Raw genomic sequence first — 20758 nt, forward strand, 5'->3', positions numbered from 1 at the left:
TCTGCGACTCTGCACCCTTCCGCGTGCTACCTGTTGACCGACTGGATCTCCTGCACGGTGATGTCCTGTGTCGTCCCGAAGGTTCCGTCGGGCAGGTTGCCGCCAGCCCCGCCGGTGCCGGTCCAGCTAATCTGCCAGGTGATGGTGGCCTTCAGCGGGAACGTGCCGTTGCCGGAGGACTGGAGGTACTTGATGCCGCAGGGCGGATCTTGGTCGGCCTTGCCCGTGGCGTAGGGCTCGCCGATGGAACCGTCGGAGTTGACCGTGCATTCACCCGAGGCCGGGTAGGCCTCGGCGGCATCGGTGCCGGGCTCCAGCTTGAGCGCGATCGGCTTGGCCGTGGTCGTGGCCTGGATGTTCAGGCCCGGCACGTTCAAGGATGCGGTCACCGATACGGGCTTGAAGTCGGCCTTGTCCAGCCAGGCCCAGGTGGCCAGGTTGACCTTGGTCGTGTCTTTGGGGGCCAGAGACACGTGAGTCGTCGGCAACTGGATGCGGCTGTAGGCCAGCTCGGCGAGTATCTGCGGGGTTACGGCGTTCTTGACCGGGGGAGTGTCACCGTTCTTGACCCAGAATGGCAGTTCACTGCACTGCCATGCATCGGGATCGCGCAGACGGCTGGGATCCTGGACCGACACCCACCAGTTGCCCTCATTCTTGTTGTCCAGGTTGTAGTTCTTGTACTTGCCGTCCTTGTACATGTCGCGCAGCTGCCCGGTTGCAACCTTGGCGTAGTTCGGCTGAGCCGGGTCGTTGACCACCAGGTTGTAATCGGCTTCCATCCTTTTCGCGAACTCGTTGGCCGATATGGGTTCGTACCAACAGGCAGGCGGTGTCCAGTTGCCGACCGGTGTCACGGCTTGGGACGATGTGTCGCTGCCCCGTGTGGAACCCGTGTAGCTGATGCGCGAGGCAATGGACGTACCGGACGTTTCCCCGCTGACCTTTGTCTGGCCCCCGTCCGATCCGCCTGGTCCCCGCGTTGCCATCGCGGTTCCGGGAAGGAGAGCACAAGCCGTCGCCACGGAAAGCGTGAATAGCCAGCCACGGTGACGTTTCACGGTGTGCACGTCTTGTCCCCCCTCTTGGAGACCAGGTCGGTGGTCTGCCAGACACCCTGCGTGCTCTTCTTCAGACGTGTGCTGTAGAGCAGGTAGGAGTCGTTCGTCGCGGGCGTCCTGTCGACCTTTCCCGTCTTTCGGTTCTTGTTGTAGGCCTTGCTCTCGTCCGAGCAGAAGATGACGGCAGCCGAGTCCTTGGAGAAGACGGATACCTTCGGGTCGAAGTACCTGACCGTGCCGGTGTAGGTGATTCCGGCGTCGACGAAGGACTTGACCCATTCCGAGCCGCTGACCAGAGCGGGACCCTGCCGGTAGAAGGCTAGAGCCGGCTCGTCAGGGTTGCCCTTGATGATGGCGTAGTTGGTGGCCGTCTGCGCGCGTGCGGCATCACCCAGAACGGCATCCTTGACGGGGTCGCCGGTCTTCCACCCCTCGAAGTCGTCCTTCACATCGCTGGGAAGCGTGATGTCCGGGCGCTTGACGGTGTCCGAGGGGCTGGCGCTCGGCGACGCCGAGGTCTTCGTGTTCCCGGTGTCCGCCCCCGCGATCTTGCTGTTCTTCCCCGCCCCGTGATCGCCGCCGCCGCAGGCCGTGAGCAACAGGGCTGCGGCTGCGGTGGCCGCGGCGACTACGGGCAAAGTGCGGCGCTTCAAAGTGACTCCCCGTGAGACGGCAGTTCAGTCGGGCGTACCGACGCTACCGGTGGGGTTTTCGGTTCCGCCAGGTTCAACGGGTCACAGGAAGGCTGCGGGAACCCGGCTCTCGTGAGCGAATTGTGCAGGTCTGATGGTCGGTACGTGAGGAATGGGGCTCCTTCCGTCTGATGAGGACAGCGAGTTGGGGCCTGCCTTGAGGGGCCTATGGGCGGCTGATACGGTGCCATGGCTTGACACTCGCCCCTGCACTCGGTACCGGATGCGCCAGGTCGGCGGAGTGTCCCGGGCCTGCATGAACGGGCCGGTGATGAGCGGAACTTGACAGGCGAGACTTTCTTGGGTGTACGGGGAGCGGTTGCGTGAGGGTCCAAGAGCGTGCGGGGGCGGGCGCCGGTCGTTCTGCCGGGTCGGCTCAGCCTCCGGTCGGTGACCGGCTCCCCACCCCGCCCCGGGAGCGCAAGCCCGCTCTTGCCGCGCTCGCGGTGCTGCTGATCCTGCTCGGTGCGCTGGGGGCAACCACCCTCGTGCTGCGGGCCGGGAACCGGATCGAGGTCGTCAAGGTGACGCAGCCGATCCAGGTCGGGCAGTCCGTCAACAGCAGCAACTCCACGTCCGTGATGGTCGCCGCCGACGACAGCATCGACTACGTCCGCTGGGACCAGCTGGATGCCCTGAAGGACTACAAGGCGCGGACCACGATCTACCCGGGCACGATCGTCGTGGGCCAGATGTTCACGAAGGGGAATGTGCTGCCGGCCGGCAAGGCCGTCGTCGGGGTCTCCTTGAAGGACGGCCAGTACCCGGCGGACATCCAGGCCGGTGACACCGTCGCCGTCTACAACGTCGGCAACGGCACCACCAGTTCGAGCAAGGCCGGCACCGCCACCGGCACCGGCGCTGCCACCGGTTCCTCCGGCGCCCCCATCACCACCGCCAAGGTCGGATACAAGAAGGACGGTGGCGACGCCACCATCAGCAACGGCAACCTCTCGCTGACCCTGATCGTCGACCAGTCCGACGCCGCCGCCGTGGCACGCGCCGCCTCGGACGGTTCAGTGGCCGTCGTGCACGTCTCCGGCTCCGGCAACTAGAAGGCGGCCCCACCCCATGGCGCTCATCGCTCTCGCCGCCGACAAGGGTTCTCCCGGCGTCACCACGGCGGCCGTCGCCCTCGCGGCGGTCTGGCCGCGCCGCGTCCTGCTCGCCGAGACCGACCCGGCGGGCGGCGACCTCGTGTACCGCAGTACCGCCGCGCACGGCGGGCCGCTCAACCCCAACACCGGTCTGCTGTCCATAGCCGCGACCGCACGGCGCGGACTGGTCCCCGATCAACTGTGGGACCACGTCCAGCCGTTGAGCGGCGGGCTGGAGGTACTCGTGGGGCTCGGTGTCGCCGAGCAGGCCGCCGCGCTCGCCAGCCTGTGGCCGACCCTCGGGCACTCCTTTGCCTCCCTTGCCGACTCGCCCCAGGCGCCCGCCGACGTCATCGCCGACTGCGGACGCGTCAGCGGCGACACCCCGGCCGTCGAACTGTTCCCGCACGCGGCGCTCGTGCTGCTCCTCTCCCGCACCGAGCCGGAGGCGCTGGCCCGGGTCCGGGATCGCGCCGCCCACCTGTCCACGCGGCTGCACGGCGGGCCCCGCGGCGCCGCCGCCCTTGCCACCCCGCTCATCGGCGTCGTACTGATCGCCGACCCGGCCGGCTCCGGCAAGCTCGTCAACCAGGTCAACGACATGCTGGTGCACGCCCAGACCGGCGCCCGGGTCGTGGGCACCCTCGCGGACGACCCGGCGGGCGCCGACATGCTGGCCGGCCGCAAGCGTGGCCGCCTCGACAAGTCGCTGCTGGTCCGCTCGGCCCGCAAGATCGCCGCCGATCTGAACCAGCAGTACGGCGCCGCCTGGGCCGTATCCGCCCAGGCCCACCAGGCCCAGTACCGTCAGGCCCAGCAGGGCGCGCCTCAGCAGCCCCAGCAGGGCGGACGCCCTCAGAACCAGCAAGGCGGCTACGGCTACCCCCAGACCCAGCAGCCCCAGCAGCCTCAGCAGGGCGGGCAGCACGGGCAGCACGGAGCTCAGCAGCCTCAGCAGGGCGTGCACCCCCAGGCCGCGCAGCCCCAGCAGAGCGGCCCTCACCGGCCCCAGCAAGGCCAGCCGCAGCCGCCGTACCAGCCGCAGGGCCACGCGGGGGCCGGCCGATGACCGCTGTCGACCACCAGTTGGTCAAGCGGTTCCGGCAGGACGCCGGTGACCGTATCGCCGAACAGCGGCGGCTGGACCAGGTGAGCGGCGTCGCGCCGATGTCCCCGGAGGACGAGCGGCAGTACGCCCGCGCGGTGATCGCGCAGATCCTGGAGGAGTACGCCCGCGCCGAGATCAACGCGGGCCGCACGCCGCTGGACGCCGAGACCGAGGAGCAGTACGCGGCCGCCGTGCACGCGGCGCTGTTCGGCGTGGGCCGGCTCCAGCCGCTGCTGGACGATCCCGAGGTCGAGAACATCGACATCAACGGCTGCGACCAGGTCTTCGTCGGCTATGCCGACGGGCGCGAGGTCAAGGGCGAGCCCGTCGCCGACTCCGACGAGGAGCTCATCGAGCTCATCCAGGTGCTCGGTGCCTATTCCGGCCTGTCCTCCCGGCCTTTCGACTCCGCCAACCCGCAGCTGGACCTGCGGCTGCCCGACGGCTCCCGGCTCTCCGCCGTCATGGACGTCGCCCGGCGGCCCGCGCTGTCCATCCGGCGTGCCCGCATGGGCAAGGTGTTCATATCCGACCTCGTCGGCAATGGCACGCTGACGCCGGAGGTCGCCCATTTCATGGCCTGCGCGGTCCGGGCCCGCAAGAACATCATGATCGCCGGTGCCACCAACGCCGGTAAGACCACCCTGCTGCGGGCGCTCGCCAACGAGATCCCGCCGCACGAGCGCCTCATCACCGTCGAGCGTGCTTTGGAGCTCGGCCTCGACACCTTCCCGGACCTGCACCCGAACGTCGTGGCGTTCGAGGAGCGGCTGCCCAACTCCGAGGGGCAGGGGGCGATCAGCATGGCCGAGCTGGTGCGGCGGTCGCTGCGTATGAACCCCTCCCGCGTCATCGTCGGCGAGGTCCTCGGCGACGAGATCGTCACCATGCTGAACGCGATGTCGCAGGGCAACGACGGCTCGCTGTCCACGATCCACGCCAACAGCTCCAGCGAGGTCTTCAACCGTATCTCCACGTACGCGTTGCAGGCCGCCGAGCGGCTGCCCATCGAGGCCAGCCAGATGCTGATCGCGGGCGCGGTCAACTTCGTCGTCTTCATCCAGCGGCGCAACAACTACCAATCCGGCGGGCGACTGCAGCGCATGGTCACCTCGGTACGCGAGGTCAACGGCGTCGACGGCCGCGTGCTGTCCAGCGAGGTCTTCGCCGAGGCCCCGGACGGACGGGTCGTACCGCACGCGCCCATCGCCTGCCTGGAGGACCTGATGGCCCACGGCTACCGTCCCCACGGAAACTGGGGGTGAGCATGGACTTCGGTGCACTCGGCGCCCTGTTCTCGACCACGGTCCTGTACTCCATCGGCAGCGGGATCGCCGTCGGCGGTGGACTCGCGCTGCTGCTGATCGCGATCCGAGGCCTGCCCGCGAAGCCCGAGCACGAGAAGCAGCGCGCCAACGAACGCGCCGCCGAACTCGCCCGGTTCGCCGGACGCCGCGGCTCGCTCGCCGTCGTCATCGGGCTCGTGGTGCTGCTGCTGACCCGCTGGGCGGTCGCCGGCATCGCCGCGGGCGTCCTGGTCTTCTTCTGGAACCGGCTCTTCGGCGGTGCCGCCGAGGAACGTGCTGCCATGCGGCGCGTGGAGGCCCTCGCCTCCTGGACCGAGTCCCTGCGCGACACCATCGCCGGCGCCGTCGGTCTGGAGCAGGCCATCCCGGCGTCCGCGCGGGCGGCCGCCCCCGTGCTGCGGCCCCACCTCGACGCGCTCGTCGACCGGCTGCGGGCCCGTACCCCGCTGCCCGACGCGCTGCAGCTGCTCGCGGACGAGATCGACGACGCCTCGGCCGACATCATCGTGGCGGCACTGATCCTCAATGCCCGGCTGCGCGGGCCCGGTCTGCGGCAGGTACTCGGCGCGCTCGCCAAGTCCGCACGCGAAGAAGTCGACATGCGTCAGCGGGTGATGGCCCAGCGTGCCTCCACCCGGCGCTCGGTGCAGATCGTCGTCGCCGTGTCCGTCGCGTTCGTCCTCGGACTCGCCGTCTTCAACCGGGACTTCGTCGCGCCGTACGGCAGCCCCGTCGGACAGCTCGTCCTCGCCGTCGTCTGCGCCCTGTTCGCGCTCGGTTTCTGGTGGCTGCGCAAGCTGTCCACCATCGAGACGCCCGAACGGTTCCTGGTCCGGGACGAGTCGGCGGTCCTGCTCGTACGGCCACGTACCCCGGTGGCTCAGGAAGAGGGGGTACGGGGATGAGTCTCACGCTGCCGATCGTCGTCGGTGTCATTCTCGGTCTGGGCGTCTACGCCCTGATCCGTGCCCTGGTGCCGACCAGACGCAGCGCGGTCGCCCAGGTCGCGCGGATCGACGCGCTGCGGGCACGCGGATCGGCGTACGGCTCCGCGCGCCCGACGAAGGAGGCCCAAGGCCGGTTCGGCGGGCTGCGCGCCCGTATCGGCGTGCGCGTCTCGGAGTTCTACCTCCAGCAGGGCTGGGAGCAGCGCTCGCTCCGCGCCGACCTGGCCGTGCTGGAGCGGAGCTGGGAGAACTTCCTCGCGACCAAGGTGCTGCTGGCGGTGACCGGTCTGATCTTCGGGCCGTTCCTCTTCGCCGTGGTCTGGACGATGGGCTTCGGCTCCAGCCCGGTCATCCCGGTCTGGCTGGCTCTGCTCTGTGCAGCCCTGTTCTTCTTCCTGCCCGATGTGGAGGTACGGCGGGACGCTGCCGACAAGCGCCGGGATCTGCGCCGGGTCATCGGGGCGTATCTGGACCTGGTGTCGATGAGCCTGGCCGGCGGCCGTGGACTGCCGGAGGCGCTGATGGCGGCGGCCGAGGTCTCCGACGGCTGGGCCAACCAGCGCATCCGCAACGCCCTGGCCGATGCCCGGATCACCGGGCACAGCCAGTGGCAGGCGCTCGGCATGCTCGGCGAGGAACTGGGCGTGGAGGAGCTGAAGGACCTCTCGGCGTCGCTGGCCCTCGTCGCGGACGACGGTGCCAAGGTGCGTGAGTCCCTCGCCTCCCGCGCCGAGACCATGCGGCACCGCGAACTCTCCGAGATCGAGGGCAGCGCGGGCGAGAAGTCCCAGTCCATGCTCGTGGCCCAGCTGCTGCTGTGCGCCGGGTTCCTGGTGTTCCTGATCTTCCCGGCGGCGATGCGGGTGTTCCAGGTGTGAGAGATCCGAAGCCCTTCACCAACTGCTGTTCCGAGCTGCTGCACCAAGAAGACAAAGGGGACAACCCACAATGAACACACGGAACTTCAACACCGGGATCCCGGCGCTGGACTTCCTGGTCACCTTCCTGCGCGGGCGCGTCGAGCGGGCCCGCTCCGGCGAACTGGACCGCGGCGCCTCGGCGGTGGAGTGGGTCATCATCTCCGCGGTCGTCGTCGCGATCGTCGGCGTGGTGGCCGCCATCATCAACAGCGCGCTGAGCGATGGCGCCAACAAGGTCGGCAATTGCATCAAGGGTGCGAGCGCCTCCAAGACCTGCTGAGCGCGCGTACCACACGACGGGGATGACGGGGTTGCTGGTGAACGTCGACAGATGGGTGCGACGACGGATGACGGCCGCGCGCGGCCGGACCGCCGACTCCGGAATGACCGCGATCGAGTTCGTGCTGCTCACGCCGGTCCTCTTCTTCATGATCTTCGCAACCGTCCAGTTCGCGCTGTACTTCTTCGCCGACCACGTGGCCCAGGCGGCGGCCCAGGCGGGCGCCCGCAAGGCCCGTGCCACCGCCGACGCGGAGCCCGGTGCCTGGCGCGGCGAGGCACAGGGCGTGGCCGACTCCTACATCAGCCAGCTCGGCCCGCGGCTGGTGCTGTCGCCCGACGTGCAGACGATCCAGCCGGAGGCACACACGGTCGGCGTGGTGATCACGGCACGCGTGCCGACGGTGTTCCCGGGCCTGGACCTCACCGTCCACGCCCAGTCGTCGGGGCCGGTGGAACGGTTCGTGAAGGACGGCGAGAACTAGTGCTCTCCTGGCTGAGAAAGCGGTGTGCCGACGGTGACCGGGGCCTGTCCACCGTCGAGGTGGTCATCCTCGCCCCCGTGATGATCCTCTTCATTCTGGTGCTGGTCGCCTTCGGCCAACTCGTCAACGGCCGGGGCGCGGTCGACGGCGCCGCCCGGGACGCGGCCCGCGCCGGCTCGATCCAGAAGGACCACGCGACGGCGATGGCCCAGGCCCGCAAGGCCGCCGAGGCGGACCTGTCGGACGTCTGCTCCGGCCCGGTCTCGGTCGTCCAGACCAGCCAGGGCTTCGCGCCCGACACCATCTTCACGGTCCAGGTGAGCTGCCAGGTGCGCGGCCTGGCCATGCTGGGCCTGAACATCCCCACCCAGCTCTCGGCGAGCTTCTCCTCCCCGCTGGACCCCTTCCGGAGGTCGGCGTGAGGGACGTCGTACGCACCTGGTGGTCTGCGCGCCTCAGCCGCTTGGACGACCGGGGTTCGGGCGCGGGCGCGGTCATCATCTTCTCCCTGCTCTTCCTCTCTCTGGCGGCCTTCGTCATCGACGGCGGCCTGTCCATCTCCAAGCGGGAACGCGCAGCGGACATCGCGGAACAGGCCGCCCGGTACGCCGCCCAGGACATCGACAAGAACGCTCTGTACGAGAACGCGGGCGGCGCGGCGCCGATCAAGTACCAGGACTGCGACGCCCGGGTGAAGGCATTCGCCCGCGAGATGGGCATGAGCACCGCGGACATCGCCGCGACCCACTGCGTCACGGCTGACGTCGAGCATGTGGAGGTGGAGGTCCAGCTGACCTACCAGCCGGTGTTCACGGGCCTGTTCTACGGCGGGGACGTGGTCGTACACGGCCAATCGGTCGCGAAGAACGAGGTCGGCTGAGGCCGGGTCCCATGGTGGAACGCGCGACCTTCGACGCTGTCAGTCCCAGTCAATAGGATCTCTGTACCTCTCGGTACCCCACCACACGTCTCCCACTCACACGACCCAGGACACCCGCCATGGCGCGACGCAGCACATCAGGCTCGACGGGAAGCCCGACGGGCCCGCGGAATCGGACACCCCAGCCGGTGCGCCTTCCGCGACGTACGTTCGGGGACTTCGTCAAGGCGTTCCTCGCGTTCGTCGCACTGCTGGCGCTGGTCGTGGGCGTACCCGGCGCACTCGCCGTGGAGGTGGGCTGGCCGCTGCCGCACGGGATGCCCTCGCAGGACTGGCTGACGCAGCAGATCACCGTGCAGACCTTCCTGCACGTGCTCACCGTCGTCGTCTGGCTCGCCTGGGCCCAGTTCACCGCCTGTGTGCTCGTGGAGGTCAGGGCCGCCCTCTCCGGTGTCGGTCTGCCGGGCCGCGTTCCGGGCGCCGGCCCCAGCCAGCTGCTCGCGCGACAGCTCGTCACCGCGTTGCTCCTCGTCGGCGCCACCGCCGCGAGCCTCACGCCCGGGCTGTCGCAGCTCGGGCACAACTCCGGCCTGGAAGGCAATCACAAGGGCACGGTCGCCGCCGCCCAGCAGACTCCGGGGCTGCTGTCCCAGCAGCAGGCGAAGGCCACCGCGGCGGCCGTCGCCGAACAGGCGGATCACGCCGCGGCGCAGGCCCGGTCCGACGGCGGCAAGCACGGAGCCACCAAGTTCTACCGGATCCAGCCGCCCGAGGGCCGCCACCACGACTCCCTGTGGGAGATAGCCCAGCGCCACCTCGGCGACGGCCGCCGGTACAAGGAGATCTACGAACTCAACAAGGACCGTCTCCAGGCCGACGGCTCCCGCCTCACCGAGGCGAGCCTGATCCGTCCCGGCTGGATCATGGAGATGCCCGGTGACGCCCACGGCGGCGAACTCGTCGAGATGCCCGGCGCGCATGTCTCCCCGCACGAGCAGAAGCAGATCCGGCAGTACGACAGGACCAGCCACCACGCCCACGAACACGGGCACCGCGCCCAGCACGCCAGCCACGTGTCCCTGCCTGCGCAGCGGGGCCAGGGTGCGGGCACAGGTGCCGACGGTGCCGGACAGCAGGCTCAGCAGCACGCCACGGCTTCCCAGAGCCACTCCTTCGGTCTGTCCGAAGCCCTCGTCGGTGCTCCCTTGCTCGCTGCCGGTCTGCTTGCAGCCCTCGGCCATCGGCGCCGACAGGCGTTGTGGCAGTCCGCGCTCGCCACTGTGGGTGGGCGCGGCATGGAGCCGCCCACGCCGACCGGCGACGCCCAGGACGTCCAGGACGCGCTGTTCGTCGGTGCCGCACCCGAGGCCGTACGGCTTCTGGACCGTTCGCTGCGCGGGCTGGCCGCTGCCCTCGCCGCCGAGTCCCGCCCGCTGCCTGTCGTCTACGCCGCCTGGCTCAGCCACGGCGACCTGCATCTGCAGCTCGCCCAGCCGGCCGGGAAGCCACCCGCGCCCTGGCGGCCCGGGCAGGAGCAGACCTTCTGGGTGCTCTCCCGCGCGGACGCCGAGCGCTACGACGACACCGGCACCGCTGCTCCCTACCCCGGCCTGGTCAGCCTCGGCACCATGGACGACTCCCGGCTGCTGCTCAACCTCGAGGCGGTGCCCGGCATCGTCTCGCTGAGCGGCCGCGAGGCGGACCGGGCCGCCGTGTTCGCCTCGGTCGCCGCAGAACTGGCCACCAGCGGCTGGTCGGACCGCATGACCATCACCCTCGTCGGTTTCGGGGAGGACCTCACCGCGCTCGCGCCCAACCGGCTGCGGCACCTCGACGGCATCGAAGCACTGATCGAGACCATGGAGGCCGAGACCCGGCAGCGGCGCGGCGCACTCGGCGCCGCCGGCCACGACTCCGTGCTCACCGGCCGCACCGGCCCGGCCCAGCACACCCGTTGGGCCCCGCACCTCGTGCTGCTGGCCGCCCAGCCCTCCACCGAGGAGGCGCTCAAGCTCGCCGAACTCGCCGCTGACGCCAGCCGCCTCGGCATCGGCTACCTCGTCGGCACGGAGACCGACGGCCTGCCAGGCGCTGCCTGGGAAATGCAGATCACGCACGAAGGCACGTTGCTCGCACCGCTCCTCGGGCTGGAACTGGACGCCCAACGGCTGCCGGCCGCGCAGCAGCGCGCGGTCGTGGAGCTGTTCGCCCAAACCGACCCGGAGCGCGACCCGGACGGTCCGACCACCACCCCGCCCTTCCTCGTCGACATCACCGAACAAGGCCGGCCCGCGGTGTACGCGCGCCTCGTCGGGCCGTACGAGATCATCGGCCTCGACACTCCCGAGGACGACCGCGGCGCCCTGCTCCAGGAGGCGCTCGCGCTGCTGCTCATGCACCGAGAGGGCGTCCACCCGCGCGTGCTCGCTGCCGCGCTGTGGCCGCGTGGCGTGACCGAGGACGTCCGTGATGCCCTCATCGAGCGGCTGCGGGCCTGGCTGGGCACCGACCCCGACGGCAGCCCACGGATGCGGGCCGACGCGTCCGGCAGGTTCACCCTGGCCCAGTCCGTCGTCTCCGACCTGGACGTGTTGCGCTCCCTCTACCACGAGGCCACCCAGGGCAAGGGTGTCGACAATCGTGCGGTACGGGGACGTCTCCTCACCGACGCCTTGGTGCTGGTGCGCGGCCCGCTCCTGGCCGACCGCCCCGAGGACCGGTACGGCTGGCTGAGCCACGAGATCATCGATGCCCAACTCCCGCTGCTGGTCGCGGACATCGGTCTCGCGCTCTCCGCCTTCCACCTGGAGAAGGACCGTGCGGAGAAGGCGATCCAGGCACTGGAGGCGGCCCTGAAGACGGCTCCGGCGGACGAGCGCCTGTGGAACGAGTTGCTGCGTGCCACCCACGCCACCGGCGACCCCGACCGCCTGCGCGCCCGCGCCGCCGACCTCCTCTCCCGCAGCGGTGCTCGCGGCCTCCCGCCGCGCACCGAAGCCCTCCTCGACGAACTCCTGCCCACGTGGCGCGAGGGCGTCGCCGCGGCCGGATGAGCGACGTGCTGCTGTGGGCTGCCGCCGGGCTGTGGGGCGCGGCGACAGGAACACTGCTTCCCAGGGCCGCCTACCGTTTCGCCGTCCCTGCGGGAGAGGAGTGGCGGGACCGGTGCCCCCGAGGGCATGCGCTTCGGGGCTGGCTCGGAATGGCGCGCTGCGGTCAGTGCGGGCGGAGCGGCGCGGGATCCCCGGAGCCGCCGCATGCAGTCGAGTCGTCCGATGCGCCCGAAACAGCGCATACATCCGAGCCGTCACAGCTGTCCTGTTCCGCGCCCCAGGCGAGCCTGCCGTACACCCCCTCCGTCTCCCCGCTCTCCGCCGTGACCGCCCTGCTGTGCGCCGCTCTCGCCGCCGCCACCGGCGCCCGGCCGGAGCTGGCGGTCTGGCTGGTGCTCGCGCCGGTCGGGGTGCTGCTGGCCGTGGTCGACTTCCGGGTGCAGCGGCTGCCCGACCCGCTCACCCTGCCCCTCGCCGCGGCCGCCCTCGCCCTGCTGGGCCTCGCCGCGCTGCTGCCCGAGCACGCCGGCCACTGGCTCACCGCGCTGTACGGCGCTCTGGCCCTCGGCGCCGGCTATCTCGTGCTGTTTCTCATCAACCCGGCCGGGATGGGCTTCGGCGATGTGAAGCTGGCCCTCGGCATGGGTGCCGTACTCGGCTGGTACGGCTGGTCCACCGTCCTGCTCGGCGCCTTCGCCGGTTTCCTGCTCGGCGCGGTGTACGGCGCAGCCCTCGTCGTCGTACGGCGGGCGGGCCGGAAGTCCGCGATCCCGTTCGGGCCGTTCCTGCTGGCCGGCGCCTTCGCCGGGCTGCTGATCGGTGCGTACGCGGCCTGACGTCCTTACGGTGAAACCGCTGGCGTAGGCTGGTCCGGTCCGTCCGCAACCTCCCCGAAAGGGACGCCCTGGTGACCGAGAAGGCCGACCTCCAGTCTGTCCTCGACCGTGCCGCTGCCGGTGGGCGGATCACCCCGGAAGAGGCGCTCGACCTCTACCGTGACGCCCCCCTGCACGCGCTGGGTGCCGCCGCCGACGCCGTGCGCCGCCGCAAGTACGCCGGCATCGAGCACATCGCGACGTACATCATCGAGCGGAACATCAACTACACGAACGTGTGCGTCACGGCGTGCAAGTTCTGCGCCTTCTATGCGGCCCCCAAGGACACGGAGAAGGGCTGGACCCGCGACCTCGACGACATCCTGCGCCGCTGCGCGGAGACGGTCGAGCTGGGCGGCACCCAGATCATGTTCCAGGGCGGCCACCACCCGGACTACGGCGTCGAGTACTACGAGAAGCACTTCCGGGCCATCAAGGAGGCCTTCCCGCAGCTGGTGATCCACTCGCTGGGCGCCTCCGAGGTCGAGCACATGGCCCGTATCTCCGGTGTGTCGGTCGAGGAGGCCATCACCCGGATCCACGAGGCCGGCCTCGACTCCTTCGCCGGCGCCGGCGCGGAACTCCTCCCCGAGCGCCCCCGCAAGGCGATCGCGCCCCTGAAGGAGTCCGGCGAGCGCTGGCTGGAGATCATGGAGACCGCGCACCGGCTGGGCGTGGAGTCCACCTCGACCATGCTGATGGGCACGGGCGAGACGAACGCCGAGCGCATCGAGCACCTGCGGATGATCCGGGACGTACAGGACCGCACGGGCGGCTTCCGCGCCTTCATCCCGTACACCTATCAGCCCGAGAACAACCACCTGAAGGGCCGCACGCAGGCGACGATCTTCGAGTACCTCCGCATGATCGCCATCGCCCGCCTCTTCCTGGACAACGTCCAGCACATCCAGGGCTCGTGGCTGACCACGGGCAAGGAGGTCGGCCAGCTGTCGCTGCACTACGGCGCGGACGACCTCGGCTCGATCATGCTGGAGGAGAACGTGGTCTCCTCGGCCGGCGCCAGGCACCGCTCCAACCGCTTGGAGATCATCGACCTCATCCGCAAGGCGGGCCGGGTCCCGGCGCAGCGCGCGACGACGTACGAGCACCTGGTCGTCCACGACGACCCGGCGAACGACCCCGTCGACGAGCGGGTGATGTCCCACATCTCCTCGACGGCGATCGAGGGCGGCACGGCCCACCCCGAACTGAAGCTGCTGGCGTCCAACTGAGGCCGTTTTGCTGACGATTCACACCGCGGACCTGCTGGTTTCCGGGGACGGGCGGCCGTCCCTGCCGGGTGGGGCACTGCTCGTCGACGGGCAGGAGACCACCGCGGCAGGGCCGTACGAGGAACTCGCGGCGGCGTATCCGACCGCGCGGGTACGCCGCTGGCCGGGGCTGATCGCGCCGGGACTGGTGAACCCGTACGGGCCCGAACTGCTGGAGCAGGCCTACCATCCCGACCCGCGCGAGGCCGACGAACTGGGCACCGAGCCGCTGACCGGCGCCGGCCTCGCCGCGCTGGAGATGACCGACGCCCGCTGGGCTGCGAGCGCGCGGCGCGGGGTGCAGCGGATGCTGGCGCACGGCACCGTCGCGGTGGCGGGGGAGCGGTGGCGGCCCTTCGCGCGTGACGCCGTGGTCCGGGCGGGGATGGGCGTCCAGCAGCGCTACGAGGCTCCGCCGGGCCGGCCGACCCTCGACCCACTGGCCGGCCGGAGCCTGACGGAGGCCCTGGCGCTGCCCCTCGCACCACCTGGCCTGGAACGATGGCCCGCGCTCTTCGCCGCCTTCGACGCCCCGGACGAGGCCACCCTCGCCGAGCGCGGCGCCGCTTGCTGCGTCGCGACGGTCGTCTCCGGGCGCCTGGTGTACCGGCGTCGCTGACCCAGTGGCACCTCTCAGCGAGCGGCGCTCCCGGCCCTGGCTCAGCCCGCCTCAGCCCCCGAACTCTGGCCCACCCCACTGCAGTTGTTCGCCGCGCCATCGGCGGCCCAACCGTCCGCGCACCGTCGGTCCCGGAGCGTCCACACCTTCTCCGGCGGACGAGACCGGTGCTCGTCTGCGTCCTGTCGGCGGGCTTTGTGACGCTGCCGATGTGAGCGAAGGCGTCCTTCCGGATCGACTTCCGGCGGCTCCTCCGGCTGAGGCGCGGGTGGTGGACGTCGCGGCACAGAGGAAGCCGAGGCTCCTGCCGTGAGACCGGGCTGCAACAATGGGCGGGTGACCCGCGCTTCCCTGAACAAGCAGCCGCACGAAGTCGCCTCGATGTTCGACGACGTGGCGGAACGGTACGACCTGACGAACGACGTGCTGTCGCTCGGCCAGGACCGGCGCTGGCGCAAGGAGGTGGCGAAGGCGGTCGACGCGCGCCCCGCGCAGAAGGTCCTCGACCTCGCCGCCGGTACGGCCACCTCCTCGCTGCCCTTCGCGCGGACGGGCGCGTACGTCGTCCCGTGCGACTTCTCGCTCGGGATGCTCCAGGTCGGCAAGAAGAAGCACACCTGGCTGCCGTTCACGGCCGGCGACGCGACCAGGCTGCCGTTCAAGGACGACACCTTCGACGCCGTGACGATCTCCTTCGGGCTGCGCAACGTGCAGGACTTCGACGCGGCCCTGCGGGAGATGTACCGGGTGACCAGGCCCGGCGGACGCGTGGTGATCTGCGAGTTCTCGCACCCGACCTGGGCGCCCTTCCGGACCGTCTACACCGAGTACCTGATGCGGGCCCTGCCGCCGGTCGCGCGCGCCGTCTCCTCGAACCCGGACGCGTACGTCTATCTCGCCGAGTCCATCCGCGCCTGGCCCGACCAGCCCGCTCTTGCCGAGCGGCTGCGCAAGGCGGGCTGGACGAAGGTGGCCTGGCGCAACCTCTCCGGCGGCGTGGTCGCGCTGCACCGGGGCTTCAAGGAGAGCTGAGGCCGTCCGGCGGGCCCCAGCGGCTGATCACCGGCATCACCGGTTGATCATCTCGAAGGCGTCACCGGGCTCACCGAGTTCGCGTTGGAGGCCACCGGCGGGCGGCCGTGGGATGCGTGGCTCGCGCACGCCTCCGCCGCCCTCTCCCTCACCGAAGTCGAACCACACGTACACCATGGACTCCCGGGGCACCTCGGCGCCGGGCTGCGGGTACTGGCGTACGACGTAGTCGACGACCGCGAGGTGGAAGTCCGGGCGGTCCGGCGCATTGAGGAACAGGCCCTGCGCCCGGGCCGTTTCGCGCGCGTCCACGGCCATCAGTCCGACCAGCCGCGGCACGCGCACTTCGGGTGTTTTGGGTGTTATGCGCACAGATGTCACCCCCAGCGGTACTGGAAGGGTAACTCCCGCGCGCCCCGGCCGGAAGGCGATGGTGTCTTTCTGTGACAGATGGCTACTCTATGTGATCGCCGGTGTGGACTTCTGGCCGGTTCGGGATGTGGGATCGAGGCGGAGCCGGAAGCAGAGAGCCTGCTCATCCAGTGTGGGGTGCGGATAGGTCTCCGCCGGTTCCATGCCGAGTCGCCGGGTGACCGCGATCGACCGCTCGTTGCCCGGCCGGACCATCGCCACCACCTCCTCGACCCCGGCCGCCCGCACCCGCTCGAGCGTCTCGCGCGCGGCCGCGGTGACGTACCCCTTGCCCCAGTGGGCGCGGCCCAGCCGCCAGCCGATCTCCGTCTCACCGACCGGCCCCCAGTCCGGCCGCCAGGGCTGCGCTCCGGTGAAGCCGATGACCTCACCGGTCTCGTCCAGCATGGTCCACAGGCAGAAGCCGAGCTCGGCGTCGTGCCGCCGCTGCCGCGCGGTGAGTTCCTCGTAGACCGACAGCGCCGCCGGTTTGCCGCCGTAGAACTCCATGACCTCGGGGTCGTCGAAGACCCGGTGCCAGGCGATCGCGTCCTCGTGGGTGGGAACGCGCAGCCGTACCGCGGGGAGAGGTCGGTTCACAGGGCAGCCCTTCAGCCGGGTGATCAATTCTGCTGAATAGACTGCCCATGTCCAGTGCCGGTCGGCACATAGATTTCGAACTTGGGGAGATCCCGCCGTGACCGTCGAGACCGAGCCCCTCTCCGAGAACACCGCCGATGTGATCGTCGTGGGCGCGGGGCCGGCCGGCTCCACCACCGCGTACCACCTCGCCAAGGCCGGTCTCGACGTCCTGCTCCTGGAGAAGACCGAGTTCCCGCGCGAGAAGGTGTGCGGCGACGGTCTCACCCCGCGCGCGGTCAAGCAGCTCGTCGCCATGGGCATCGACATCTCCGAGGAGGCCGGCTGGCTGCGCAACAAGGGCCTGCGCATCATCGGCGGCGGCGTCCGACTCCAGCTGGACTGGCCGGAACTCGCCTCCTACCCGAACTACGGACTGGTCCGCAAGCGCGACGACTTCGACGAGCAGCTCGCCCGCAACGCCCAGAAGGCGGGGGCGCGGTTGTACGAGCGGTGCAACGTCTCCGGCCCGGTCATCGACGACCGCACCGGCCGCATCACCGGCGTCACCGCCAAGCTCGGCGAGGAGAAGCGCGAGGTCACCTTCCATGCGCCGCTCGTCGTCGCCGCCGACGGCAACTCCACCCGGCTGTCCCTGGCGATGGGGCTGCACCGCCGCGAAGACCGCCCGATGGGCGTCGCGGTCCGGACCTATTTCGAGAGCCCCCGCCACGAGGACGACTACCTGGAGTCCTGGCTGGAGCTGTGGGACCGCCGCGGCCCCCAGGACCGGCTGCTGCCCGGCTACGGCTGGATCTTCGGCATGGGCGACGGCACGTCGAACGTGGGCCTCGGCGTGCTGAACACCTCCGCCTCCTTCAAGGAACTGGACTGGCGCGAGATCCTCAAGGCCTGGTGCGCCTCCATGCCGGAGGACTGGGGTTACACCCCCGAGAACATGACCGGCCCCATCCGCGGTGCCGCCCTGCCCATGGCCTTCAACCGCCAGCCCCACTACACGCGCGGCCTGCTGCTCGTCGGTGACGCCGGCGGCCTGGTGAACCCCTTCAACGGCGAGGGCATCGCCTACGCCATGGAGTCCGGCCAGATCGCCGCCGACGTCATCGTCCAGGCACACGCGCGTGTCACACCCGCCCAGCGCGAGATCGCCCTGCAGCGCTACCCGCGCGTCCTGAAGGACACCTACGGCGGCTACTACACGCTCGGCCGCGCCTTCGTGAAGCTCATCGGCAACCCGAAGGTCATGCAGATCGCCGCCCAGCGGGGTCTCACGCACCCGATGCTGATGAAGTTCACCCTCAAGCTGCTGGCGAACCTCACCGACCCCACGGGCGGCGACGCGATGGACCGCATCATCAACGGCCTGAGCAAGGTGGCCCCGAAGGCCTGAGCCTTCTTCAGGCCCGGCTCAGCTCCTCGGCGCGGGCGGCCCGGCGGGCGAACACCTCGTCACGCCGGGCCGCCATCTGCCGCAGCGCGTCCTTTTTCTCCCGCTTGGAGAGCCGATCCAGGTAGATGTACCCGTTGGTGTGGTCGGTCTCGTGGATGAGGCAGCGCGCGAAGTACCCCGTGCCTTCGATGACGACGGGGTTGCCGTCCTTGTCCTGCCCTCGCACGACGGCCCGGTCCGGCCGCGGTACGGCCATCACCGCGCCCGGCACCGACAGGCAGCCCTCACCCTCGTCCAGCAAACGCCGCCCGCTCGTGGGCGTTTCGAGCACCGGATTGACGACGTGCCCGACATGTCGGACTCCTTCGCCGTCGGGGCAGTCGTAAACGAACAGCCGTAGATCGACCCCTACCTGATTCGCCGAGAGTCCCGCCCCTTCGGCGACACACAGGGTGAGGAACATGTCGTCGATGAGTGCGGCGAGGTCGGGCCCGAACTCCGTGACGTCCCGGCACGGCTTGTGCAGGACCTCCTCGCCGACCTCGGTGATCCGGCGCACCGCACCGCGCCCGGCCTCGGGGGCGTGGCGGGGGTAGTAGTCGGCGGGCTTTCCCTGGACGAACACGCGTGGCATGGCGCGGTCTCCTTCGCTCATGGGGACGGACCGCCGGACGGCGGCCCGAGCCGAGCATGTCAGGAACCGGCCCTCTGACGTGCCGGGAAGGGCACAGTGCCGGGAACGACGCGGCGCTGGGAACGACGCAAGGGCCGCTGCCCCCGAGCGGCTGCGGCCCTACGCGCGTGAGAGGCGCGGGAGTGCTTCAGAGCACCCGCACGGCGCCGGTCGGCGGGTCGTACGACAGCGGGTGCTCCCCGACGCCGCTGGAGGGGTTCTGCGCGCCGACGAACATACCGTCGCCCACGTACACCGCAACGTGGTAGGCGCTGCCCGCGCTGCCCCAGTACAGGATGTCGCCCGGCTGCAGGTTGCTCAGCGACACCTGGGTGCCGGCCGTGGACTGGTCCTGGGAGACGCGCGGCAGGCTGACGCCCACCTGCTTGAAGGCGGTCTGCACCAGACCGGAGCAGTCGTACGCCGACGGGCCGGTGGCGCCGGAGACGTAGGCCTTGCCGATCTGCGCCTTGACGAAGGCGACGATCGCGGCGGCCGAACCGGTGGCCGTGGAACCGCTCGTGGAGGTGCTGCCGCTGTCCGTGGCGGCCAGGGTCGTCCGCTCCGCGTTGCGCGAGGCTCGCGCGGCGGCCTCCGTGCGGGCGGCCTCGTCGGCCTTCTTCTTGGCCTCGTCGGCCTTCTGCTTCGCCTCGGCGAGGTCTGCCTTGGCCTGCTTCGCGGCATTCGCGGCGGCTGCGTCACGCTCGGCCTGCAGCTGGTAGTTCGCAGCGGCCTGCTGGGTGGCGTCCGCGGACTTGGCTGCCTGAGCGGCCAGGTCGGCCGTCAGGGTGGGCAGTTCGAGGGTCTGCGTCACCGGCTCGGCCGCATTTGCCGAGCCGGACGCCCCGGCGACTGCCAGGGTGCTGAGGACGCCACCGGCAACTCCGGCCCGCATCGCGAGGGTCGACGCGCTGCGGCGGGGCTTCCGGTGGCTGCGTATGTGAGCGGTGTGGGACATGGGAATAACCGGTACCAGGGGCTCCTTCATATCTTCAAGAAACGTGTGCTGCGCCACAGTTGCTCAATCGAGACCTGGAATCCCGGGCGTGTCGCTCTTTATTGACGCCGTAACGGACATTGCGGACGTCGATGATCAAGGGCTTGATCACGGTCTTTGATCATTACGTCCGAATTGCCCCCCGCTTACCACTGGTTGCGGTCGTTGGCCAAGCCCGGTTCTCGGAGGCCTCTCATCGATGTGGCGGAGGTCACGGAACGGTCACCGGAATCGCGGCGTCCCGTGCGCGCGGAGCTCGTGAATGTGCGCACGCGTCCACACTGCGCCCCGCGCCTCCCCCTGATGTGTGAACGCGCCCCTTTACCAGCCGCCCGCGTCCAACACCAATTTGCATGCACCGGAACTCTCTTGATATTGAGGCACGCCATCCGGCCTGCGGCGACGGGCAAGAATGTCACTTCTCGTGACCAACTGAACGCTTCACGTATGAAGATCACTCATCATCCGACTTCATGATCCTTCGTCAGGTGGTGGAGATCACAAAGCTCGTGCAATACCCCGTGTCGCAGATCACAGAGCGGCGGGCATAAGATGCGTGGCAACTGGGCTTGTGACCTGCTTCACATGTTCTCGATCTTCGCCCGGGACGGCGGGGTTCGTGGGGCCGGTGAGGCGGAAGTGAGCGCAGTGCACCAGTGCAACCGCCAGCAGTCAGCGCCGACTGAGAGGAGCGAGGAGCGGTGAACGCGTATGCGCCCATCCTCGTACTGGGAGCCCTCGGGGCAGGCTTTGCGATCTTCTCCGTGGTCATGGCCACGCTGATCGGTCCGAAGCGGTACAACCGCGCCAAGCTCGAGGCCTACGAGTGCGGCATCGAGCCGACCCCCACGCCGGCCGGCGGCGGGCGCTTCCCCATCAAGTACTACCTGACGGCGATGCTCTTCATCGTCTTCGACATCGAGATCGTCTTCCTCTACCCCTGGGCCGTCACCTTCGACGCCCTGGGGATTTTCGGGCTCGTGGAGATGCTGCTCTTCGTGCTCACCGTCTTCGTCGCGTACGCGTACGTATGGCGGCGCGGCGGCCTGGAATGGGACTGA

Annotated in this window: 21 protein-coding genes and 1 pseudogene; 16 read left to right on the forward strand and 6 right to left on the reverse strand. The window is 69.9% G+C overall.

The genetic code is table 11. The features are described 5' to 3' along the window. Positions 1 to 26 precede the first annotated feature (26 nt). Positions 27 to 857 (reverse strand): hypothetical protein, encoded by an 831-nt coding sequence (locus ACWC2T_RS18020; protein WP_450671305.1) that lies wholly within the window; start codon positions 855 to 857, stop codon positions 27 to 29. 200 nt (positions 858 to 1057) lie between these two features. After that, positions 1058 to 1714: a hypothetical protein gene (locus tag ACWC2T_RS18025; RefSeq protein WP_450671306.1), complete on the reverse strand. Its 657-nt coding sequence runs from the start codon at positions 1712 to 1714 to the stop codon at positions 1058 to 1060. 362 nt (positions 1715 to 2076) lie between these two features. On the opposite strand from ACWC2T_RS18025, the gene ACWC2T_RS18030 reads away from it, so the two are divergent. The 14 genes and pseudogenes from ACWC2T_RS18030 (at position 2077) to ACWC2T_RS18095 (ending at position 15626) form a co-directional block, all read left to right on the forward strand. After that, the gene (locus tag ACWC2T_RS18030; RefSeq protein ID WP_450671307.1) at positions 2077 to 2808 is read left to right on the forward strand and encodes a hypothetical protein; all 732 of its coding nucleotides are present in this window, start codon (positions 2077 to 2079) and stop codon (positions 2806 to 2808) included. Between the two features lie 16 nt (positions 2809 to 2824). Beyond that, a pseudogene (locus tag ACWC2T_RS18035) lies at positions 2825 to 3703 on the forward strand (hypothetical protein); the annotation flags it as partial. A gap of 212 nt (positions 3704 to 3915) precedes the next feature. Next, positions 3916 to 5223, forward strand: coding sequence for a CpaF family protein (locus ACWC2T_RS18040; RefSeq protein WP_450671308.1), 1308 nt, complete (start codon positions 3916 to 3918; stop codon positions 5221 to 5223). Positions 5224 to 5225: 2 nt separating this feature from the next. After that, a complete protein-coding gene (locus tag ACWC2T_RS18045; protein ID WP_450671309.1) occupies positions 5226 to 6170 on the forward strand; it encodes a type II secretion system F family protein in 945 nt (314 codons plus the stop codon). After that, positions 6167 to 7090 carry a type II secretion system F family protein gene (locus ACWC2T_RS18050; protein ID WP_450671310.1) on the forward strand — a complete coding sequence of 308 codons (924 nt, stop codon included), beginning with the start codon at positions 6167 to 6169 and terminating at the stop codon, positions 7088 to 7090. Before ACWC2T_RS18045 ends, ACWC2T_RS18050 begins: the two co-directional genes overlap by 4 nt. A gap of 70 nt (positions 7091 to 7160) precedes the next feature. Beyond that, positions 7161 to 7412 (forward strand): hypothetical protein, encoded by a 252-nt coding sequence (locus ACWC2T_RS18055; protein ID WP_450671311.1) that lies wholly within the window; start codon positions 7161 to 7163, stop codon positions 7410 to 7412. Positions 7413 to 7434: 22 nt separating this feature from the next. Beyond that, positions 7435 to 7896: a TadE family protein gene (locus ACWC2T_RS18060; RefSeq protein WP_450671312.1), complete on the forward strand. Its 462-nt coding sequence runs from the start codon at positions 7435 to 7437 to the stop codon at positions 7894 to 7896. Beyond that, positions 7896 to 8318, forward strand: coding sequence for a TadE/TadG family type IV pilus assembly protein (locus ACWC2T_RS18065; protein WP_450671313.1), 423 nt, complete (start codon positions 7896 to 7898; stop codon positions 8316 to 8318). Before ACWC2T_RS18060 ends, ACWC2T_RS18065 begins: the two co-directional genes overlap by 1 nt. Continuing rightward, entirely contained in the window at positions 8315 to 8776 is a 462-nt protein-coding gene (locus tag ACWC2T_RS18070; RefSeq protein ID WP_450671314.1) for a TadE/TadG family type IV pilus assembly protein, read from the forward strand. Before ACWC2T_RS18065 ends, ACWC2T_RS18070 begins: the two co-directional genes overlap by 4 nt. Positions 8777 to 8895: 119 nt before the next feature. Next, positions 8896 to 11829: a BTAD domain-containing putative transcriptional regulator gene (locus tag ACWC2T_RS18075; protein ID WP_450671315.1), complete on the forward strand. Its 2934-nt coding sequence runs from the start codon at positions 8896 to 8898 to the stop codon at positions 11827 to 11829. Continuing rightward, the gene (locus tag ACWC2T_RS18080; protein ID WP_450671316.1) at positions 11826 to 12665 is read left to right on the forward strand and encodes a prepilin peptidase; all 840 of its coding nucleotides are present in this window, start codon (positions 11826 to 11828) and stop codon (positions 12663 to 12665) included. Before ACWC2T_RS18075 ends, ACWC2T_RS18080 begins: the two co-directional genes overlap by 4 nt. A gap of 71 nt (positions 12666 to 12736) precedes the next feature. Next, positions 12737 to 13936 carry a cyclic dehypoxanthinyl futalosine synthase gene (mqnC, locus tag ACWC2T_RS18085; protein ID WP_450671317.1) on the forward strand — a complete coding sequence of 400 codons (1200 nt, stop codon included), beginning with the start codon at positions 12737 to 12739 and terminating at the stop codon, positions 13934 to 13936. Positions 13937 to 13943: 7 nt separating this feature from the next. After that, positions 13944 to 14594, forward strand: coding sequence for a hypothetical protein (locus ACWC2T_RS18090; protein WP_450671318.1), 651 nt, complete (start codon positions 13944 to 13946; stop codon positions 14592 to 14594). A gap of 336 nt (positions 14595 to 14930) precedes the next feature. Further along, positions 14931 to 15626 carry a demethylmenaquinone methyltransferase gene (locus tag ACWC2T_RS18095; RefSeq protein ID WP_450671319.1) on the forward strand — a complete coding sequence of 232 codons (696 nt, stop codon included), beginning with the start codon at positions 14931 to 14933 and terminating at the stop codon, positions 15624 to 15626. 36 nt (positions 15627 to 15662) lie between these two features. Here the strand turns inward: ACWC2T_RS18095 and ACWC2T_RS18100 are convergent, their stop codons facing one another. Together ACWC2T_RS18100 and ACWC2T_RS18105 are read right to left on the reverse strand one after the other, a co-directional pair. After that, positions 15663 to 15971 (reverse strand): PASTA domain-containing protein, encoded by a 309-nt coding sequence (locus ACWC2T_RS18100; RefSeq protein ID WP_228625056.1) that lies wholly within the window; start codon positions 15969 to 15971, stop codon positions 15663 to 15665. A gap of 114 nt (positions 15972 to 16085) precedes the next feature. Then, a complete protein-coding gene (locus tag ACWC2T_RS18105) occupies positions 16086 to 16637 on the reverse strand; it encodes a GNAT family N-acetyltransferase (RefSeq protein ID WP_450671320.1) in 552 nt (183 codons plus the stop codon). Positions 16638 to 16734: 97 nt separating this feature from the next. Here ACWC2T_RS18105 and ACWC2T_RS18110 point away from each other — a divergent pair, with 97 nt between their 5' ends. Then, the gene (locus ACWC2T_RS18110; protein ID WP_450671321.1) at positions 16735 to 18027 is read left to right on the forward strand and encodes a geranylgeranyl reductase family protein; all 1293 of its coding nucleotides are present in this window, start codon (positions 16735 to 16737) and stop codon (positions 18025 to 18027) included. Between the two features lie 7 nt (positions 18028 to 18034). On the opposite strand, the gene def is transcribed toward ACWC2T_RS18110, so the two are convergent. Further along, complete coding sequence (gene def / locus ACWC2T_RS18115) at positions 18035 to 18661, reverse strand: peptide deformylase (protein WP_450671322.1); 627 nt, start codon at positions 18659 to 18661, stop codon at positions 18035 to 18037. A gap of 187 nt (positions 18662 to 18848) precedes the next feature. Then, the gene (locus ACWC2T_RS18120) at positions 18849 to 19658 is read right to left on the reverse strand and encodes a C40 family peptidase (RefSeq protein ID WP_450671323.1); all 810 of its coding nucleotides are present in this window, start codon (positions 19656 to 19658) and stop codon (positions 18849 to 18851) included. 740 nt (positions 19659 to 20398) lie between these two features. On the opposite strand from ACWC2T_RS18120, the gene ACWC2T_RS18125 reads away from it, so the two are divergent. Beyond that, a complete protein-coding gene (locus ACWC2T_RS18125) occupies positions 20399 to 20758 on the forward strand; it encodes an NADH-quinone oxidoreductase subunit A (protein ID WP_003992243.1) in 360 nt (119 codons plus the stop codon).

The organism is Streptomyces sp. NPDC001393 (assembly GCF_053597455.1).

Coding starts and splice junctions, on each gene's coding strand:
- ACWC2T_RS18040 (WP_450671308.1), top strand. CDS start 3,916: ATGACCGCTGTCGACCACCAGTTGGTCAAGCGGTTCCGGCAGGACGCC.
- ACWC2T_RS18045 (WP_450671309.1), top strand. CDS start 5,226: ATGGACTTCGGTGCACTCGGCGCCCTGTTCTCGACCACGGTCCTGTAC.
- ACWC2T_RS18050 (WP_450671310.1), top strand. CDS start 6,167: ATGAGTCTCACGCTGCCGATCGTCGTCGGTGTCATTCTCGGTCTGGGC.
- ACWC2T_RS18055 (WP_450671311.1), top strand. CDS start 7,161: ATGAACACACGGAACTTCAACACCGGGATCCCGGCGCTGGACTTCCTG.
- ACWC2T_RS18060 (WP_450671312.1), top strand. CDS start 7,435: ATGACGGGGTTGCTGGTGAACGTCGACAGATGGGTGCGACGACGGATG.
- ACWC2T_RS18075 (WP_450671315.1), top strand. CDS start 8,896: ATGGCGCGACGCAGCACATCAGGCTCGACGGGAAGCCCGACGGGCCCG.
- ACWC2T_RS18080 (WP_450671316.1), top strand. CDS start 11,826: ATGAGCGACGTGCTGCTGTGGGCTGCCGCCGGGCTGTGGGGCGCGGCG.
- def (WP_450671322.1), bottom strand. CDS start 18,661: ATGCCACGCGTGTTCGTCCAGGGAAAGCCCGCCGACTACTACCCCCGC.
- ACWC2T_RS18120 (WP_450671323.1), bottom strand. CDS start 19,658: ATGTCCCACACCGCTCACATACGCAGCCACCGGAAGCCCCGCCGCAGC.